The 18,499-nt window shown below is 43.1% G+C and carries 18 protein-coding genes and 1 pseudogene; 18 read left to right on the top strand and 1 reads right to left on the bottom strand.

The window, feature by feature from the left end; genetic code table 11:
- Positions 1-33: 33 nt before the first annotated feature.
- From rimP to dut, 14 genes are all read left to right on the top strand, one after another.
- Positions 34-495: a ribosome maturation factor RimP gene (gene rimP, locus NSQ99_RS11560; protein WP_251665442.1), complete on the top strand. Its 462-nt coding sequence runs from the start codon at positions 34-36 to the stop codon at positions 493-495.
- 33 nt (positions 496-528) lie between these two features.
- On the top strand, positions 529-1,626 hold the full coding sequence (gene nusA, locus NSQ99_RS11555) for a transcription termination factor NusA (protein ID WP_340836716.1): 1,098 nt from the start codon (positions 529-531) through the stop codon (positions 1,624-1,626).
- Positions 1,627-1,647: 21 nt separating this feature from the next.
- The gene (gene rnpM / locus NSQ99_RS11550) at positions 1,648-1,959 is read left to right on the top strand and encodes an RNase P modulator RnpM (RefSeq protein WP_251665440.1); all 312 of its coding nucleotides are present in this window, start codon (positions 1,648-1,650) and stop codon (positions 1,957-1,959) included.
- Positions 1,946-2,272: a L7Ae/L30e/S12e/Gadd45 family ribosomal protein gene (locus tag NSQ99_RS11545; RefSeq protein WP_251665439.1), complete on the top strand. Its 327-nt coding sequence runs from the start codon at positions 1,946-1,948 to the stop codon at positions 2,270-2,272. Before rnpM ends, NSQ99_RS11545 begins: the two co-directional genes overlap by 14 nt.
- 68 nt (positions 2,273-2,340) lie before the next feature.
- Positions 2,341-4,881, top strand: a complete 2,541-nt coding sequence (gene infB, locus NSQ99_RS11540; protein WP_445670549.1) for a translation initiation factor IF-2 — start codon at positions 2,341-2,343, stop codon at positions 4,879-4,881.
- A gap of 7 nt (positions 4,882-4,888) precedes the next feature.
- Positions 4,889-5,245 carry a 30S ribosome-binding factor RbfA gene (gene rbfA / locus NSQ99_RS11535; protein WP_251665438.1) on the top strand — a complete coding sequence of 119 codons (357 nt, stop codon included), beginning with the start codon at positions 4,889-4,891 and terminating at the stop codon, positions 5,243-5,245.
- Positions 5,242-6,231 (top strand): DHH family phosphoesterase, encoded by a 990-nt coding sequence (locus tag NSQ99_RS11530; protein WP_251665437.1) that lies wholly within the window; start codon positions 5,242-5,244, stop codon positions 6,229-6,231. Before rbfA ends, NSQ99_RS11530 begins: the two co-directional genes overlap by 4 nt.
- Before the next feature lie 12 nt (positions 6,232-6,243).
- Positions 6,244-7,140, top strand: coding sequence for a tRNA pseudouridine(55) synthase TruB (gene truB, locus NSQ99_RS11525; protein WP_340836711.1), 897 nt, complete (start codon positions 6,244-6,246; stop codon positions 7,138-7,140).
- Positions 7,141-7,177: 37 nt separating this feature from the next.
- Positions 7,178-8,125: a bifunctional riboflavin kinase/FAD synthetase gene (locus NSQ99_RS11520; protein ID WP_340836710.1), complete on the top strand. Its 948-nt coding sequence runs from the start codon at positions 7,178-7,180 to the stop codon at positions 8,123-8,125.
- Positions 8,126-8,275: 150 nt separating this feature from the next.
- On the top strand, positions 8,276-8,545 hold the full coding sequence (rpsO, locus tag NSQ99_RS11515; protein WP_251665434.1) for a 30S ribosomal protein S15: 270 nt from the start codon (positions 8,276-8,278) through the stop codon (positions 8,543-8,545).
- 98 nt (positions 8,546-8,643) lie between these two features.
- Positions 8,644-10,746, top strand: coding sequence for a polyribonucleotide nucleotidyltransferase (gene pnp, locus NSQ99_RS11510; protein WP_340836707.1), 2,103 nt, complete (start codon positions 8,644-8,646; stop codon positions 10,744-10,746).
- 159 nt (positions 10,747-10,905) lie between these two features.
- The gene (locus tag NSQ99_RS11505) at positions 10,906-11,916 is read left to right on the top strand and encodes a polysaccharide deacetylase family protein (RefSeq protein ID WP_340836705.1); all 1,011 of its coding nucleotides are present in this window, start codon (positions 10,906-10,908) and stop codon (positions 11,914-11,916) included.
- Between the two features lie 156 nt (positions 11,917-12,072).
- Positions 12,073-13,341 (top strand): M16 family metallopeptidase, encoded by a 1,269-nt coding sequence (locus tag NSQ99_RS11500; protein WP_340836704.1) that lies wholly within the window; start codon positions 12,073-12,075, stop codon positions 13,339-13,341.
- Positions 13,342-13,345: 4 nt separating this feature from the next.
- The gene (gene dut, locus NSQ99_RS11495) at positions 13,346-13,765 is read left to right on the top strand and encodes a dUTP diphosphatase (protein WP_251666334.1); all 420 of its coding nucleotides are present in this window, start codon (positions 13,346-13,348) and stop codon (positions 13,763-13,765) included.
- 3 nt (positions 13,766-13,768) lie between these two features.
- Here the strand turns inward: dut and NSQ99_RS11490 are convergent.
- Positions 13,769-14,141 (bottom strand): annotated as a pseudogene (locus NSQ99_RS11490) (hypothetical protein).
- Positions 14,142-14,656: 515 nt separating this feature from the next.
- Between NSQ99_RS11490 and dpsA the strand changes: the two are divergent.
- From dpsA to dapG, 4 genes are read left to right on the top strand one after another with little or no spacing between them, the layout of a single operon-like run.
- Entirely contained in the window at positions 14,657-15,550 is an 894-nt protein-coding gene (dpsA, locus tag NSQ99_RS11485; protein WP_340836702.1) for a dipicolinate synthase subunit DpsA, read from the top strand.
- Complete coding sequence (locus NSQ99_RS11480) at positions 15,550-16,137, top strand: dipicolinate synthase subunit B (protein WP_340838782.1); 588 nt, start codon at positions 15,550-15,552, stop codon at positions 16,135-16,137. The genes dpsA and NSQ99_RS11480 overlap by 1 nt, the downstream gene beginning before the upstream one ends.
- Before the next feature lie 30 nt (positions 16,138-16,167).
- Positions 16,168-17,202, top strand: coding sequence for an aspartate-semialdehyde dehydrogenase (locus NSQ99_RS11475; RefSeq protein ID WP_251665429.1), 1,035 nt, complete (start codon positions 16,168-16,170; stop codon positions 17,200-17,202).
- A 51-nt stretch (positions 17,203-17,253) separates the two neighbouring features.
- The gene (gene dapG, locus NSQ99_RS11470) at positions 17,254-18,468 is read left to right on the top strand and encodes an aspartate kinase (protein ID WP_340836701.1); all 1,215 of its coding nucleotides are present in this window, start codon (positions 17,254-17,256) and stop codon (positions 18,466-18,468) included.
- The last annotated feature ends 31 nt before the right edge of the window (positions 18,469-18,499 follow it).

Genomic DNA, 18,499 nt, shown 5'->3' with positions numbered 1-18,499 from the left:
TTTGATGAATGAAAGCTTTTAGGAGGAACGCATTTGAGTACATCAGCAATCAAAACCGCAATCGAGGCAATGATCACACCATTTCTTGAAGAGAATGGCTTTGAATTAGTGGATATTGAATACATAAAGGAAGGCAGTAATTGGTTCCTGCGCATTTTCTGTGACAAAGAGGGCGGCATCGATATCGATGAATGTGTACGTATTAGTGAGTATGTAAGTGAACAGCTTGACATTCACGAGCCAATCTCAGGAGCTTATTTCCTTGAAGTATCCTCGCCCGGTGCGGAGCGACCGCTAAAAAAGCCAGAGGATGTACAAAAAGCGATTGGCAAGAACGTATTTATTACGACCTATGAACCAATCAACAAGATGAAGGAATTTGAAGGCCAGCTTCTTGCATTTGACGGTGAGATGATCACTGTACGTGTAGGAAATAATGAGCATATATTACCTTACGAAAAAGTTGCAAGTGCTAGGCTTGCAATTATTTTCTAGTTTTTATTAGATGAAAGGGGGAACATCGTTCCAATGAGTATGGAGTTTATTGAAGCACTGCAAGAGATTGCAAAAGAGAAAGGCATCTCACAGGATGTGCTTTTAGAGGCGATTGAAGCCGCACTTATCTCCAGCTATAAGCGTAACTTCAATACTGCACAAAATGTTAGAGTAGAAATTAATCGTCATAACGGTGTCATTAAGGTATATGCTCGTAAAACGGTTGTCGAGGATGTATTAGATTCGAGATTAGAAATATCGCTTGAGTCTGCGCGTGAGGTGAATCCGCATTATCATTTAGATGATATTGCTGAGATCGAAGTAACCCCTCGAGATTTTGGTCGTATCGCCGCTCAAACAGCGAAGCAGGTCGTAACACAGCGTATTCGCGAAGCTGAGCGTGGTCTTATCTATAACGCATTTATCGATAAAGAGGAAGATATCGTAACGGGCCTTGTACAGAGACAGGATACTCGGAATTTGTATGTAGACCTCGGTAAAGTAGAAGCAGTCTTGCCACTTACTGAGCTTATGCCTACAGATAAATTCAAGCATCTTGATCGTGTGAAGGCTTTTATTACGAAGGTGGAAAATACGACTAAGGGACCGCAAATTATATTATCTCGCACTCATCCTGGATTGTTGAAGCGTCTATTTGAGCTTGAAGTTCCAGAAATATATGACGGTGTCGTAGAAATCCGATCTGTTGCAAGAGAAGCAGGCTTCCGCTCTAAGATCGCCGTATATTCTCGTAATAGCGAGGTGGATCCAGTTGGTTCTTGTGTCGGACCAAAAGGTATTCGTGTTCAAACGATCGTTAACGAGCTAAAAGGTGAGAAAATTGATATTGTCCGTTGGTCTGACAATATTGAGGAATATGTTGCGAATGCGTTAAGCCCTTCTAAAGTGCTGGAAGTTATCGTGTTTGAGCAAGAAAAGATGGCACGCGTGATCGTTCCAGATTATCAATTATCGCTAGCGATCGGAATTAAAGGTCAAAATGCTCGTCTCGCGGCAAAGCTTACGGGCTGGAAAATTGATATAAAATCTGAAACGCAGGCAGAGCAGGAGTTTGGGCGTCCTAAAACTTCGCAAGAATTGATGCATCAGGACTCGGTATCGTTCGACTAAATTCAGAATGGAGGGTGTGCGATGAGACCAAGAAAAGTACCGCTTCGTAAATGTGTGGCATGTCAAGAGATGATGCCGAAGAAGGAACTCATTCGGGTCGTACGGACACCGGAGGAACAAGTTCTGATTGATCTAACGGGCAAAAAATCTGGCCGTGGTGCTTATTTATGTGGTAAGCAAAGCTGTTTTAAGTTGGCGAGAAAAAGCAAGGCGCTTGATCGAGCATTAAAACAGCCGGTGAGCGATGACATCTATGAACAGCTTGAAGCGGATTTTGTGAAAATCGAGGACGAATTTATTGCAAGCAAGGAGCTAATGGATGAAGACGAATAAAGCTTTGTCAGCCTTAGGTATGGCAATGCGAGCGGGGAAGCTAGCGACTGGTGATGAAATCGTACTGAAAGCAATACGAGCTGGAAAAGCAAAGCTCGTCATTGTAGCGAATGACGCTTCGGACAATACGAAAAAGAAGTTTCGTGATAAATGCGGAAGCTATGACGTTTCGTTAGTCGAGGCTTATGATAGAGAAAGCTTAGGCAGAGCAATTGGAAAAGCAGAGCGAGTTATTATCGCAGTAACTGACGTGCAATTTGCACAATTGATTGCAGGTCATTTAAGCCAAAATATGGAGGTGGATCTTACTTGAATAATAAACAAGATGGTAAGGAAAATAAAGACAAGCTGCGCGTTTACGAGTATGCAAAATCCGTAAATATGAGCAGTAAGGAAATAATCACCATTCTTAAAAGGCTCGATTTACCTGTAAACAATCATATGAGCGTGATGGAAAATGTGATGGTATCTAAGGTAGAAGGCTTCTTTCGTGAGATAAAGGAGAATGCAGCAGTGAAAAAATCTAATGCTGAAGCTCCAGCATCTAAGGCAAAAACAGCTAACACTACAGATACAACACAGGATAAAAAGCAAAACATAGACGAAAAAAGACAGGGGACAATGAATTCTATTAATATGAACGACAATCAAAAACGTGAGCAACGTCCACAAACTAATCAAACGAATCGTGATCAAAAGCCTAGAACAGGGCAAAGCAGACCTCAAGGTCAAGGTCAGGGCGGTAATCGTCCACAAGGTAACCGACCACAAAGTAGTTCGAATTCTCAAGGCGGATCTGGCTTCCAGAACCGTTCGCAAAGCAGCCAAGGCGGTAACCGCGGTCCGAGCAGCAATGCACAAGGTGGCAATCGTGGTCCAAGCAGCGGCGGTGCACAAGGCAATCGTCCACAAGGTGGCAATCGCCCTCAAGGCGGACAAAACCGTGGAACGAGCACGCAAGGCACAGCTTCCAAAGCATTCGAGTCACGCTTTGAGAACAGCAGACCGACTACTGGTGGCGAAGAGAAAAACTACAGCAGTGGTAATAGAGGCAAACACAGCAATAAGCGTTTCGAGGATGGACGATCGAATCCAAACTTTAGAAACAAAAACAATAGAGGGCGTCAAGGACGTAATCAGTCTCAGCCGCCTCGTGAGAAAATTGACAACACGCCGAAGAAAATTATTGTACGCGGTACAATGACGGTTGGAGAGCTGGCTAAGCTGCTTCATAAGGACGCATCTGAGGTTATTAAAAAGCTTCTTTTCCTAGGGGTAATGGCAACGATTAATCAGGAAGTTGATATGGATGCTATCCTTCTAATCGCTGGTGAATATGGTATTGAGGTAGAAGTGAAAATTCCGGTAGAGGAAGATAACTTCGAAACAGTTGAAGAGGTCGATGAGGAAAATGATCTTATGACTCGCCCTCCAGTTGTTACGATCATGGGTCACGTTGACCACGGTAAAACAACATTGCTTGACTCTATTCGTAAATCAAGTGTTACGACTGGTGAAGCCGGCGGTATTACGCAGCATATCGGTGCATACCAAGTAGAAATCAACAATAAAAAAATTACGTTCCTAGATACACCTGGTCACGAAGCGTTTACGCTTATGCGTGCTCGTGGTGCTCAAGTAACGGATATTACAATTATTGTAGTAGCAGCAGATGACGGCATTATGCCGCAAACGGTAGAGGCAATCAATCACGCTAAAGCAGCAAATTGTCCAATTATTGTTGCAGTTAACAAAATTGATAAACCGACTGCAAACGTTGATAAAATCAAGCAAGAGATGACAGAATATGAATTGGTACCAGAAGAGTGGGGCGGAGATACAATCTTCGTTGAAGTTTCTGCGAAACAGCGTATTGGCCTTGAAAACTTGCTTGAGATGATTCTACTCGTAGCAGAAGTGAATGAATACAAAGCGAATCCGAACAAGCGTGCTCGTGGTACCGTTATCGAAGCAGAGCTTGATAAAGGTAAAGGTCCGGTTGCTCGTATTCTTGTACAGCACGGAACGCTTAAGGTTGGAGATGCATTCGTAGCGGGTAACTGCTTCGGTCGTGTAAGAGCAATGGTGAACGATCGCGGTCGCCGTATGAAGGAAGCAGGTCCATCAACACCTGTAGAAATTACAGGTTTAACTGAAGTGCCACTTGCTGGAGATCCGTTCATGGTGTTCGAGGATGAGCGTAAAGCTCGTGCAATTGCAGATCGCCGTGCGATTAAGCATCGTCAATCTGAGATCGGTGCAAATACACGCGTAACACTAGATGATCTATACAACCACATTAAAGAAGGCGAGATGAAAGAGCTGAACGTCATTATTAAAGCTGACGTACAAGGCTCTGCTGAAGCACTTAAAGGCTCGCTTGCTAAAATCGAGGTTGAAGGTGTACGTGTGAAAATTATCCACAGTGGTGCAGGTGCGATTACAGAGTCTGATATTATTCTCGCTTCTGCATCTAATGCAATTGTAATTGGATTTAACGTTCGACCGGAGCCACAAGCAGAATATACGATCGAGCAGGAAAAAGTTGATGTTCGTATGCATAGCATCATTTATAATGCTATCGATGAAATTGAACAAGCTATGAAGGGACTTCTGGAGCCAGTATATAAAGAGGTCGTTACTGGTCATGCTGAGGTTCGTAACATTTTCAAAGTATCGAAAATTGGTGCAATTGCCGGTTGTATGGTTACCGATGGCAAAATCGGACGCAACTCAGAAGCTCGCGTAATACGTGATGGTATCGTCGTATATACTGGTAAAATTGACTCCTTGAAGCGCTATAAGGATGATGCGAAGGAAGTTTCTCAAGGCTTTGAATGCGGGATTACACTGGAACGCTTCAACGATGTTAAGGAATCAGATGTTATCGAAGCCTTTGTCATGGAGCCAGTTGAGAGGTGATTAAGCAATGGCAAAAATACGGGTTGGCCGTGTAAGTGAGCAAATCAAGAAGGAATTAAGCCTGATTATTCAAACAGAGCTAAAAGATCCGCGTATTGGCTTTATTACAGTAACAGGTGTTGAAACGACAAATGATTTGTCACAGGCCCGAGTTTATCTTAGTGTACTAGGCAGTGATGAGCAGAAGGAAGAGACGCTGCGCGCATTGTCAAAGGCTTCTGGCTATTTACGCTCAGAGCTAGGCAAGCGAGTTAAATTACGTCATACACCGGAACTGCAATTCAAATTTGATAGCAGCATTGAATATGGCAGTCGCATTGAATCCTTACTTTCTGATATTAATCAGGATATGGGTCCCAAATGAGTGCTGCAGACAAATATGTATCACAACTCGAAGAAGCAATAGCCTTTATACAAGGCTATTCTTCTTATCTAGTTGTTGCTCATGAAAACCCCGATGGTGATGCGATTAGCTCATGTGCTGCGATGAGTTGGTTGCTGGAGCAATACGGCAAACAGGTAACGATCGTGAATCAGAGTGAATTGCCTGGTCGTCTAAGCTACCTTTATCACTACGAGGACATTGTTCAATATGATGTTAATGCTGAACTTCAGTTCGATGCAGTTATTGCACTGGATTGTGCAGATGCGTCAAGACTAGGCGATGTCATGACATTAATTCAAGAGCGGAAATCACCGCTGCTGAACATTGATCATCATGCAACGAATAATGGATTTGGTACCGTTAATGTCATTCGCAGCGATGCTGCAGCGACAGTAGAGATTATTTATGACATCATTAAGAAAACCTCCTTTACACCGAATTTAGCTTGTGCTAAAGCGCTCTATTCGGGTCTTCTGACAGATACAGGCGGCTTCCGTTATTCCAATACCTCACCAGCTGTCATGTCGATGGCATCAGAATTACTTTCACTTGGTGTCTCTGCTTATGAGTTAGCTGATCATTTGCTTGAAAAGATGACAATGGGAAGATTAAAGCTGCTGCAAGCAGCGCTTGCCCGAATAACGTTTAACGAAGAGCAAACGATTGGCTGGGTTACCATTATGAAGGATGACCTTAAAAATTGTGGAGCTGTGACTGAGGATATTGAAGGGATTGTCAACTATATCTTAAACGTAGAAGGTGTAGAGGTCGGGATTCTATTCAAAGAATCAGATACAGGAATCGTGAAAGCTAGCATTCGTTCAAAGGGCAAAGTGAATGTGTCCGAAGTAGCTCAAAGCTTTGGCGGTGGTGGCCATGTTAGAGCTGCTGGCTGTCGCTTAACTGCTAATATGGATGAGAGCGTTCAAAGCTTGGTTGAAGCGTTTCGAAAGGCGTTGACATAGATGGACGGCATATTGGCTATATGGAAACCTGAGGGCTGGACGTCGCATGATGTAGTAGCTAAAACACGACGTTTATTAGGTATGAAACGAATTGGACACGCGGGTACACTTGATCCTATGGTGACAGGTGTACTTCCTCTTTGTTTAGGGAGAAGCACGCGTGTTGTTGAATATATACAAGAGCGTCCCAAATCATATGAGGCGACGATCTGTCTTGGAGTAGCAACCGATACTGAGGATATGACAGGAGAAATAATAGATTCTGTGGAATCCGTTCAAGTATCAGAGCAGGACATCAAAAAAGTACTGAAGCAATTTATCGGTAACATTGAGCAAATTCCTCCGATGTACTCAGCAGTTAAGGTGGATGGCAAACGTTTGTATGAGCTAGCACGTGAAGGGAAATCAGTTGAAAGAAAAGCTCGCCAGGTGACAATCCATCAGATTGAGCTAATTTCAATTGATTTTGAGAAAAAGCTTCCCCAGTTTACTTTCTCCGTGCTCTGTTCTAAAGGGACTTATATACGTACATTATGTGTTGATATTGGCAGGGCATTAGGAGTACCAGCTGCGATGGCCTCACTCGTTCGAACGATGTCCGGCGGTATCGTTAAGGAGCAATGTGTAACATTGGAGCAAGTAGAGGAGCATATGCAGCAAGGGACGCTTGAGGATATCCTCATCAGTCCTGATCAAGCGATTGATCACATTCCAGCCACAACAGTCAAAAGCATAAAACGCAAATACGCCATTCAAGGGCAAAAGCTCTATTGGACTGATATTGATGGACATCAGCAGCTAGAAGACGGCTCGATCGTGCGTGTATTTGATGAGGCTGGGATATTTTTAGGGATTTTCCAGCTTGATAAAAAACATCATCTAGTTTTGCCGGTTAAAGTATTTTCTTAGTTAAAAATGTTAAAGATGAAATGTAGGTGTGTCAACTTTGAAAATCATAACATTGACTTACCCTATATCCACAAATGATATAGCGCTAGACGACCGTTCCATATCGATTGCGTTAGGTCATTTTGACGGCGTGCATCGTGGGCATCAGCAAGTGATAAACAAGGCGGTAAGCACGGCAAAGGAGCAAGGACTTGCCTCGGCAGTTATGACGTTTGATCCTCATCCGAAGGTCATTCTCGGTCATGGAGAGCAATATACACATTGCTTAACACCTCTTCCAACGAAGATAGAGCTATTTGAAGAGCTTGGTGTTGATTATGTGTTTGTTGTTCGCTTTGATCTAGAATTTGCGGCGATAACGCCAAAGGCCTTCGTTGAGCAATTGCTTCGCGAGCTTAACGTTGTCCATGTTGCTGTTGGCTTTGACTTTCGCTTTGGTGCGAAAGGTGCTGGAACACCAGAAGTGCTTGCACAGCTATGCGAGCCTAACATTATGGTCGATAAGGTAGAAGCTTTTATGATCGACGATGCTAAGGTTAGCAGTACAATTATTCGTCAATACTTAGAGGAAGGTAACATTGAGCAAGCCAATCATCTGCTTGGAAGAAACTTTCAAGTGGAAGGCGTTGTCGTCCAAGGAGATCAGCGAGGACGCACCATCGGTTTTCCGACAGCGAATTTGCGTCTTGATGCCCCATATTTGACGATACGTTTAGGTGTTTATGCGATTATCGCTCATCTAGGCGATCGTATATATTACGGAGTCTTGAACCATGGAATGAAGCCAACCTTCTATGCAGAGGATATTGTACCTGTTATGGAAGCACATTTATTTGATTTTTCTGAGGATATTTATGGTGAGCATATGACCGTTGAATTTGTGAGATTTATTCGACCGGAGCAGCGCTTTACAGGCATAACTGAACTAATTGCACAAATTAATAAAGATGCTGATCAAGTAAAAGCATTGTTCTCGCAACAATAATCTCGACAAACCAATTTCGATTATGCTATACTATGAACTGTTGTCAGGCGTGTATTTAGTACAAGCTTGTTCAACTGAACCTTAGCTTGGATTTCGAGCTCACCGCCGAATGCTAGGCTAATGGCGATTATGATAAGGAGGTGAATCAGGATGGCAATCACTCAAGAACGTAAAAATGAAATTATCGAGACACATAAAACTCACGCTAGTGACACTGGGTCTCCAGAGGTACAAATCGCTATCCTAACGGAAAACATCGTTAATTTGACAGATCACTTACGTACGCATAAGAAAGATCATCATTCGCGTCGTGGTTTGTTGAAAATGGTAGGTCAACGTCGTAAACTACTTGCTTACCTTAAAAAGAAAGATGTTAGACGTTATAGCGCATTGATTGAAAAATTAGGCCTACGCCGTTAAGATCAGTGTAAAGAAAAGCAACCTGCAGTCCTTGGGGTGGTCCAATCATGGATCTAAAGGCTTCGGGTTGCTTTTTATAATAATAGAGGAGGGTTTGAATGCAACATCGAGTTGAAACGACGCTAGGTGGAAGACCACTTGTTCTTGAAACAGGTCGATTGGCTAAGCAAGCCAATGCAGCTGTTATGGTTCGTTATGGTGAAACGGCTGTACTATGTACAGTAACTGCTTCAACAGAACCAAAGGATCTGGATTTCTTCCCGCTAACCGTAAACTATGAAGAACGCCTATATGCAGTAGGTAAAATTCCAGGGGGCTTTATTAAACGCGAAGGTAGACCAAGCGAGAAAGCAATTCTTTCCAGCCGTCTAACTGACCGTCCAATTCGCCCACTATTCCCTGAGGGCTTCCGAAATGATGTTCAAATTGCGAATATCGTGATGTCCGTAGATCGAGATTGCTCACCTGAAATTGCTGCTATGATTGGTACTTCAGCTGCACTTACTATCTCAGACGTTCCGTTTAACGGACCGGTGGGTGGTGTTGTCGTTGGACGTATTAATGGAGAGTTTATCATTAATCCAACAGTAGCTCAGGAACAAGAATCCGATATTTATGTCGTCGTATCTGGTACAAAAGATGCGATTATGATGGTTGAAGCTGAAGCGAATGAAGTGCCAGAATCGGTTATGCTCGAAGCAATTATGTTCGGTCATGATGCGATTAAGGAGCTTATCGTATCGATTGAAGAGCTTCAAAAGCTTGCTGGTAAAGAAAAAATGGAAGTTGTGTTACATACAGTTGATGAAGCTGTGAATAAAGCCGTTCGTGAATTTGCTTCTGAACGCCTTGTTGCAGCTGTAAGTATTGCTGAAAAGCATGCGCGTCAGGATGCGATTGATGCGGTTAACGCAGAAACAGTCGCTCATTTCGAAGAGGTATATGCAGAAACTCCTGAGCTTATTGCTGATGTGAAGGAAGTATTGTACGACATCGTTAAGGAAGAGGTTCGACGCTTAATTACACATGACAAGGTACGTCCGGATGGCCGTGCGTTAAGTGAAATTCGTCCAATCGAATGTGATGTTGCGCTGCTGCCTCGTACACATGGTTCCGGCTTGTTCACACGTGGACAAACTCAGGCGCTAAGCATTTGTACGTTAGGTGCACTTGGTGATGTGCAGATCCTTGATGGTATTTCTGCCGAAGAAACGAAACGCTTTATGCATCATTACAACTTCCCTCCATTCTCTGTAGGTGAGGCAAGACCGCTTCGTCCTCCAGGTCGTCGTGAGATTGGACATGGTGCGCTTGGCGAGCGTGCGTTATCTAAAGTTATTCCTTCCGAGGAAGAGTTCCCATATACGATTCGTCTAGTGTCTGAGGTACTTGAATCCAATGGTTCGACTTCACAAGCAAGTATCTGTGCTAGTACTCTTGCAATGATGGATGCTGGTGTACCGATTAAAGCTCCTGTAGCGGGGATTGCAATGGGTCTTATTAAAGACGGAGACCAATTCTCGATTCTTTCTGATATCCAAGGTATGGAAGATCATCTTGGGGATATGGACTTTAAGGTTGCAGGTACAGCTGAAGGTGTAACTGCGATTCAGATGGATATTAAAATTCAAGGTATTGACCGTGCGATTTTAGAGCAAGCGCTTGATCAAGCACGTGAAGGCCGACTTCATATTCTTGGTAAAATGACTGAGGTTATGACATCATCTCGCTCTAGCTTATCGAGATACGCTCCGAAAATTGTCAGCATGAAAATTAATCCTGATAAAATTCGCGATGTTATCGGTTCTGGCGGTAAGATTATTAACAAAATTATCGAGGAAACTGGCGTTAAGATCGATATTGAGCAGGATGGCTCCGTATTCATTGCTTCATCTGATGAGGAAATGAATGAGCGTGCGAAGCAAATTATTGAAGGCATTGTTAAAGAGGTCGTTGTTGGTGAAATTTATCTAGGAACAGTGAAGCGTATTGAGAAGTTTGGCTGTTTTGTTGAGATCTTACCTAACAAAGATGGCCTTGTTCATATTTCCCAGCTATCTACTGAGCGCGTGGCGAAGTGTGAGGATGTCGTAAAAATTGGTGATCAAATTACAGTAAAAGTAACAGAAATTGATCAGCAAGGACGCGTTAATTTGTCCCGTAAAGCAGTGCTTCAAGCAGAAGAGGCGCCGAAGGCGTAACATATGTTTGAGTTATAGTTAAACATGCGAGGAAGAGTCAGAGTTCATCTGTCTCTTTTTTTGCGTTTCATTCATAAAGCAACCTTTGTCCACATAACATGTACTACAACTGAGCTTGTACGGATTAAGCTGATTAAATGATGATGTGGAGTGAGTAGGTTGAATCGTACATGGTGGAAAAGAGCTTCATTCATTGCAGCGAGCATGCTGATGCTTGCGGTACTAGTGAAAATGAATGGAAACATTTCGAGCTTTATGCAACATATTAAAGAGCAGGATGCTGTATATACATTTGTTCAAGTAAATCGTAGTGATTCTGAAAAAGCCGAGCTACTCAAGCAAATTAAGGAAGAGGCAGAAAAGCTGAGAGTTGAGCCAATCAATGCTCGAATTGACCGCGTGTATAAAGCGATCCCAGGTTACAACGGGCTAGAGGTAGACATTGATGCTACCTATGAATTAAATGTAAATACAGTACGAGGTGCACAGCTGCGATTTATTTATCGTGAGGTAGAGCCCGCAGTGCAGCTAGAGGATTTAGGAAGTTATCCGATCTATAAAGGGAATCCAGAAAAAAGATCGGTGGCGTTAATGATTAATGTGGCCTGGGGCAATGAGTATTTGGATTCAATCCTTAATACGTTAAAGACGGAGGATGTAAAGGCTACTTTCTTCTTGGATGGATCATGGCTTAGCAAAAACAAAGAGCTCGCCCTCCGAATTCAGCAGGAAGGACATGAGATATCTAACCATGCCTACAGCCATCCGGATATGGCGACTTTGTCTCGATCGGAGCAGCAACGACAGATTGTTAAAACAGAGCAACTCCTGAAGGAAATGAACGTCAATAATCAATGGTTCGCACCGCCGTCCGGCTCCTTTAATGCTACGACTGTACAAGTTGCCAGAGAACAGGGACTTCTGACGGTACTATGGACGATTGACACGATTGATTGGCGCAATCCTTCCCCAGAACAAGTAATGGCACGTATTAAGTCTAATCTTGAGCCTGGCGCAATGATTCTGATGCATCCAACGACAGCAACCGAACAGACATTGCCGATGATGATACAATATATGAAGGAGAAAGGATATATACCTGGTACGGTTGCACATACCCTTTCTTCAGAACGATTGCACGATGCAGTTGAGGGAGTAGACATATTTTGATATAGTGATATCATTCACATAAATGCTTGCGATGTAACTTTTCGTTGCAAGGGAGTATAGTAAGAAACTACGAAAAGTATTGGTAATGCTTCCGAAGCAACTTTTCGTTGCAAGGAAGTATCGCTGAACTTACGAAAAGTTTTAGGAGGGCGCTTGGTGGAAAAATACAAGCTTAGCAACGGCATGCGTGTCGTTGTCGAACAAATTCCTACCGTACGATCTGTTTCATTCGGTATATGGGTAAAGAATGGTTCCCGCAATGAAACGGTACATAATAACGGAATTTCACATTTTATTGAACACATGATGTTCAAGGGAACAGGAAAGCGCAGTGCACGCGATATTGCTGATTTATTTGATGGAATCGGCGGTAATGTGAATGCATTTACCGCTAAGGAATACACCTGTTACTTTGCTAAGGTGCTTGATTCTCATTTGCCACTAGCTGTTGATGTATTGGCAGATATGTTTTTTAATTCGCAAATGGATAAAGAAGAGCTCGCGAAGGAGCGTAACGTCATACTAGAAGAGATATCGATGTATGAGGATACACCGGATGATCGAGTTCATGATGAAGTGGCTAAGTCTGCCTATGGCGACCATCCGCTTGCTTATACGATTTTAGGTACGGAGCAGACTCTTGAATCGATGAGCTCCGAGGATTTGTTGCAATTTATGAAGGATCGTTATACCATAGATAATATCGTGTTGAGTGTTGCTGGCAATATTGAGCCGAAAAGCTTACTTGAGCTGTTGGAAACATATTTTGGACATTATCGGAATGATGCGACTGAGAATACGAGCATTACGGCTCCAAGCTTTATTGGTGATTATTCATTCTTCCAAAAGAAAACGGAGCAAAATCATATCTGCATATCATTTCCAGGCTTCGCGATGGGCACTCCGCTACAGAATGCAATGATTTTACTTAATAATGCGCTGGGCGGCGGTATGAGCTCACGTCTGTTTCAAGTGATACGTGAGGAGCGGGGATTAGCTTATTCCGTTTATTCCTATCATAGTGCAGCCGCAGATTCTGGTCTTTTTACGATTTATGCTGGAACTGCACCAAAGCAAACCGAAGAGGTTGTCAATTTAACGATGGAGCTTATGCATGAAGTTGGAAGCAAAGGCCTATCGGAAGCTGAGCTTATACGAGGCAAGGAGCAGCTCAAAGGCTCACTTATCCTTAATCTTGAAAGCACGAGCAGTCGTATGAATCGAAATGGCAAGCATGAGCTTATGCTTGGTAAGCATAATTCGATTGATGCCTTGCTAGCTCGTATTGATGCAATTACGATAGATGATGTTAAAGAAGTGACTAAGACGATGCTCGCAACACCTTTTGCTATTTCAATGGTTGGTGCAAGCGACAAAGCAATTGCTAACCTTAGGAGGGATCAGCTTGTATCAAGTGTTATTTAAGAGAATGCCTGGCAATGAGGATTTAGCTATACCCAAAAGGATGACAGAAGGCTCCGCAGGCTTTGATCTGCAGGCGGCAGTTGATGAACCCATCATTCTTGCTCCTGGTGAGCGCAAGCTGATTCCGACTGGCTTTGCCATGGCAATGCCTAATGAGCTGGAGGCGCAAATTCGTCCGCGCAGCGGGCTAGCATACAAGCACGGGATTACATGCTTGAATACACCTGGCACCATCGATGCAGATTATCGTGGAGAGGTGAAGGTATTGCTTGTTAATTTTGGTAGCGAGCCATTCACGATTGAACGTGGTGAACGAATTGCACAAATGCTGTTTGGTCTTGTACCAAAGGTTGCAATCGAAGAAGCTGATGAGCTGCCAGACACCGTTCGCGGTGCAGGCGGTTTTGGACATACAGGAGTATAGGTTTTATATCGAGCGACAAAAGAGCAGTATGCCGAATAGGCATACTGCTCTTTTTTTGCTTAGTAATTCAGTTGAAGGGGTTTCACCATAAGAGTAGTAACGAATGGTTTTTCCTTTTTCTTTGGCATATTCGATTTCTTTTTTTTACTGCTTCCAATGTAACCATTCACATCAATCACAAATATTTCATCTGAGATATCGATTTTTCTGAAATGAAGATTTCCAAGAAGTTCAGCTTGTTCTTCAGTTATTTCAAAACCTTCACTCTGCTCAAAGAAGGCGAAGCTGATTACAATAGTTCCTTGAAGTGTAAGAAAGTAGCCTGTTCAAATTGTTCCTTGAACTTTGTAGAACCACATAAAGTTATTGTTTTCATAATCATTTTCCTTTCATAAGACTCATTGTGAAGGTATTCGTTTCAATCGAATGGATATCCATCTAAATAACAATTTTTTAGAAAAAGCTATTTATTTGCCGAGCTCTGATGAGTGTACTATACGTTGGATTACTTTAGGTATTATGCTTTTTGAGTTGTGCATTTTTTTTGAATGTGCTTCTGTGTGAACCTATCCCGAAGACAACTGAAGCAGCCTTCATAAACGTTTTACATAACGCTCAACGTGAGCGGAGGAGTAAAGCGATTCTGTAAAACGAAGTGGCTCGCCTTTAAGGCCTGATTCAACCTTATTAAACTGCGAGAAGAATCAGGCTTTAAACGCGAGTGAAAGAACGCTTTGCTCCGTAGCGGCTCCCAATAGCGACCTTCGATAGCTGCTCTACAGCGACCTCGATAGCGAACAACCTATAAAAGTTTCAGCTCTAGTTATACACCTATTTTTGTGCAACCGCATAGTATAGCATATATTTTTGAGCCAGAAAGGAGTGTGCCCCATGTTAACGGGCGTAAATGTACTTCTGCTTGGCGGAGATGCAAGGCAGCTTGAAATCATTAATAAGCTTTGTGAAAACAATGCAACAGTCAGCATCTGTGGTTTTGAACAGAAGAAGGAATTGCCTGAAAAAGCAATTTCAATTGAGCTGAATAAACAGGCTTTTGCTAAGCTTGATGCACTTTTGCTGCCAGCTGTCGGTTGCGATGACGATGGATATGTGCATACCGTTTTCAGCAGCGAAACGATACAGCTAACAGATGAACTGCTTGCTGCCTTACCTAAAACTTGCGTCATTTATGCAGGCATGGCTAAACCTTATTTGAAGGAGCTCTGTGCGCGTCACCAGTTACAGCTAGTAGAGTTGTTCGAGCGTGATGATATTGCAATCTTTAATTCGATACCGACGGTGGAAGGCGCGCTTATGATGGCCATTCAGCATACCGATATCACCATTCACCGATCTCACTCGATGGTTCTGGGGTTCGGCCGAACGGGAATTTCTATGGCGAGAGGTTTGCAGGCATTAGGTTCGAACGTGTGGGTTGGTGTAAATCGAAGCCAGCACTTTGCACGTGCTTATGAAATGGGCTTTCAGCCTTTCTACACAAAGGATCTTGAGCAATATGTGGTGAATATTGACTTGCTTTTTAATACAATTCCGACTATGATTATCACAGCACAAATAATCGACAAACTACAAAAAAGCGCGGTTATTATCGATCTTGCGACAAAGCCAGGGGGAACAGATTTTTCCTATGCTGAGTCAAAAGAGATAAAAGCGTTGCTTGCGCCAGGACTGCCTGGCATTGTAGCTCCGAAGACAGCAGGTCTAATTCTCGCCGATTGCTTAAGCCAATTACTATTGGATCAAATGAAGCGGAGGGAATTATGATGGATTGGAACGGAAAAACAGTTGGTTATGCGCTGTCAGGCTCACATTGCACATTTGAAGAGGTAATGCCGCAAATCCAACGATTTGTTGATGCAGGAGCGAATGTCATTCCGATTGTGTCCAATACGTTGATTACGACGGATACTCGTTTTGGCACGGCCGAAAAATGGCGTAATGAGCTTAATAGAATTACAGGTAATGAGATTGTCTCTACTATCGTGCAAGCAGAGCCGCTTGGACCATCGAAAAAAATTGATGTCCTTACGATCGCTCCTTGTACTGGTAATACAACAAGTAGACTTGCAAATGCAATCACGGATAGCGCCGTGCTAATGGCTGCTAAATCCCAAATGCGCAATGGTAGGCCAATCGTTATTGCGATTTCGACTAATGATGGATTAGGCTTAAATCTAGCGAATATTGCCAAGCTCATTGTTGCGAAAAATATTTATTTTGTACCGTTCGGTCAAGATGATCCTATCAATAAACCGAATTCTTTAGTTGCTAGAATGGACTTGATTATGGAAGCATGTGAAGCGGCCTTGCAAGGTAAGCAGCTGCAGCCACTTTTAGTCGAGCGCCATTAATATATAAGTAATAGAGGGGAGAAGCATCATATGTCAAATCAAAAATTATACAATGTAGCAGTTGTCGGATCAACGGGAGCAGTAGGGGAACAAATTATTAAGCTGTTGGAGACGAGAAACTTCCCTATAAATGAGATCAAATTTTTATCTTCAGCACGTTCAGCTGGTAAAACTCTTACGTTTAGAGGGCAGGAGCATGTCATTGAGGAAGCAACACCAGATAGCTTTAATGGAGTAGAAATTGCACTATTTAGTGCTGGTGGTGACGTAAGTAAGGCATTAGCGCCTGAGGCAGCAAAGCGTGGTGTTGTTTGTATCGATAATACGAGTGCATTCCGTATGGATCCAAATGCTCCGCTTGTTGTTCCAGAGGTTAACGCTGATAAAATTAAAGAGCATAATGGTATTATTGCCAATCCGAACTGCTCTACGATCCAAATGGTCGTAGCACTTAAACCGCTGCATGATCGTTACCGTATTAAACGTGTTATCGTTTCGACGTATCAAGCCGTTTCTGGAGCAGGTGCTCGTGCGATTCAAGAAACACTTGACCAAACACGTGCTGTACTTGACGAAAAACCATTTACACCAGATGTATTGCCAGTTGGGGGACTACCTGTAAAGCATCAAATTGCATTTAATGCGATTCCGCAAATTGATAAGTTTACAGAAAACGGCTATACCTTTGAAGAAATGAAAATGACAAACGAAACAAAAAAAATTATGGGTGACGATTCGATTGAAGTATCTGCTACTTGTGTTCGAATCCCTGTTATTTACGGACATTCAGAATCCGTATATGTTGAATTTGATGAGCAATTCGACGTTGAAGAAGTGAAGGAATTGCTAGCAGCTGCGCCAGGCGTTACGCTTGTGGATGATCCTGCTAATCAGCAATATCCTTTAGCTACCGATTCAGCTGGCAAGCCAGATGTTTTCGTAGGCCGCATTCGTCGTGATATTACGAGTGAAAAAGGCTTGAACATGTGGATTGTGTCTGACAACCTACTAAAAGGCGCTGCATGGAATGCAGTACAAATCGCAGAATATATTGCAAAAGGCTAATGGCCTTCACTTCGTCAACTTAGGCTGTGTACCTTGGAGGCGAAGTAAGTTATGCGAATCATTGTTCAAAAATTTGGCGGTACGTCTTTATCGACTAGTCAAGCTAAGGAACATGTAATCCAACATATAAAGCGCGAACGTGACAACGGCTATGCCGTTGTCGTCGTTGTATCTGCGATCGGTAGAAGAGGTGATCCATACGCTACCGATACACTGCTTGATCAATTGCAGCCCTATGGGCACGCCATTGATCTGAAAGAGCGGGATATGCTGTTAAGCTGCGGTGAACTAATTAGCGCGACGTTAATTGGGGCACAGATACGTGCGGAAGGAATTCCTGCATTGGTGCTCTCTGGTGGAGAGGCCGGCATTGAGACTGATGAGGAGTATGGATCAGCTAAGATCATAGCTATAAAACCAGAGCGGATATTAAAGGCTTTGGAGGCTGGTCATGTTGTTGTCGTCACAGGCTTTCAAGGAATGACGAAGCACGGGGCTGTTACAACGCTTGGCAGAGGGGGAAGCGATACATCTGCGACAGCGCTTGGCGCAGCTCTTAAGGCTGAGATCGTTGATATATATACCGATGTGAATGGAATTTTAACGGCTGATCCCAAGCTAGTAAGCGATGCAAAACCGATTGCACAAGTGAGCTACGCTGAAATTTGCCATATGGCGAGAGAAGGAGCAAAGGTCGTTCACCCACGCGCGGTTGAGATCGCTCAGCAGGCACGCATACCTGTTCGTATTCGGTCAACGTTTTCGAATGAGGAAGGCACATTAGTGCAGGATGCAGCTTGGGAGCATAATGAACACGCTGTGCTGGACCGGCACGTGACCGGTATCGCGTATGCCAAAGGTATTACTCAGCTTTACGTATCGGGAACCGATGAGCGTAAACATGACCCTCAGCTAATATTTGAGACGCTAGCTAATCATCAGATTAGTGTTGATTTTATCAATGTATCAGCTTCACATTCGATATTTACTGTGCAAGCAGAACAGAATAGAATCGCTTATACACTGCTGCAGGAACGTGGCTTTCATGTTCTGCTTAATGATGAGTGTGCTAAAATCTCGATTATTGGCGGTGGGATGAATGGTCAACCCGGTGTCATGGCTCGTATTGTCGCGGCATTAACAAAAGAAAATATTCCAATTCTGCAATCTGCAGATTCCAATGCTGCGATCTGGGTTCTTGTAAAAGAGGAGTACATGTCTAAAGCATTAACAGCACTGCATTCAACGTTTGATCTTAATCGTTAAACACTATACAATGAATGAATATGATGTCTGA

It is taken from the genome of Paenibacillus sp. FSL W7-1287 (assembly GCF_038004245.1).
GTDB classification, from domain to species: Bacteria; Bacillota; Bacilli; order Paenibacillales; family Paenibacillaceae; genus Pristimantibacillus; species Pristimantibacillus camelliae.
This window is presented reverse-complemented; position numbering and strand designations above follow the sequence as displayed.

Bases quoted from the DNA above. Each gene is read 5' to 3' on its own strand.
- rnpM (WP_251665440.1), top strand. From the start codon at position 1,648: ATGAGACCAAGAAAAGTACCGCTTCGTAAATGTGTGGCATGTCAAGAG.
- pnp (WP_340836707.1), top strand. From the start codon at position 8,644: ATGCAACATCGAGTTGAAACGACGCTAGGTGGAAGACCACTTGTTCTT.
- NSQ99_RS11530 (WP_251665437.1), top strand. From the start codon at position 5,242: ATGAGTGCTGCAGACAAATATGTATCACAACTCGAAGAAGCAATAGCC.
- NSQ99_RS11475 (WP_251665429.1), top strand. From the start codon at position 16,168: ATGTCAAATCAAAAATTATACAATGTAGCAGTTGTCGGATCAACGGGA.
- dapG (WP_340836701.1), top strand. From the start codon at position 17,254: ATGCGAATCATTGTTCAAAAATTTGGCGGTACGTCTTTATCGACTAGT.
- rbfA (WP_251665438.1), top strand. From the start codon at position 4,889: ATGGCAAAAATACGGGTTGGCCGTGTAAGTGAGCAAATCAAGAAGGAA.
- rpsO (WP_251665434.1), top strand. From the start codon at position 8,276: ATGGCAATCACTCAAGAACGTAAAAATGAAATTATCGAGACACATAAA.
- NSQ99_RS11545 (WP_251665439.1), top strand. From the start codon at position 1,946: ATGAAGACGAATAAAGCTTTGTCAGCCTTAGGTATGGCAATGCGAGCG.
- infB (WP_445670549.1), top strand. From the start codon at position 2,341: ATGAGCAGTAAGGAAATAATCACCATTCTTAAAAGGCTCGATTTACCT.
- nusA (WP_340836716.1), top strand. From the start codon at position 529: ATGAGTATGGAGTTTATTGAAGCACTGCAAGAGATTGCAAAAGAGAAA.
- NSQ99_RS11480 (WP_340838782.1), top strand. From the start codon at position 15,550: ATGGATTGGAACGGAAAAACAGTTGGTTATGCGCTGTCAGGCTCACAT.
- dut (WP_251666334.1), top strand. From the start codon at position 13,346: ATGCCTGGCAATGAGGATTTAGCTATACCCAAAAGGATGACAGAAGGC.
- dpsA (WP_340836702.1), top strand. From the start codon at position 14,657: ATGTTAACGGGCGTAAATGTACTTCTGCTTGGCGGAGATGCAAGGCAG.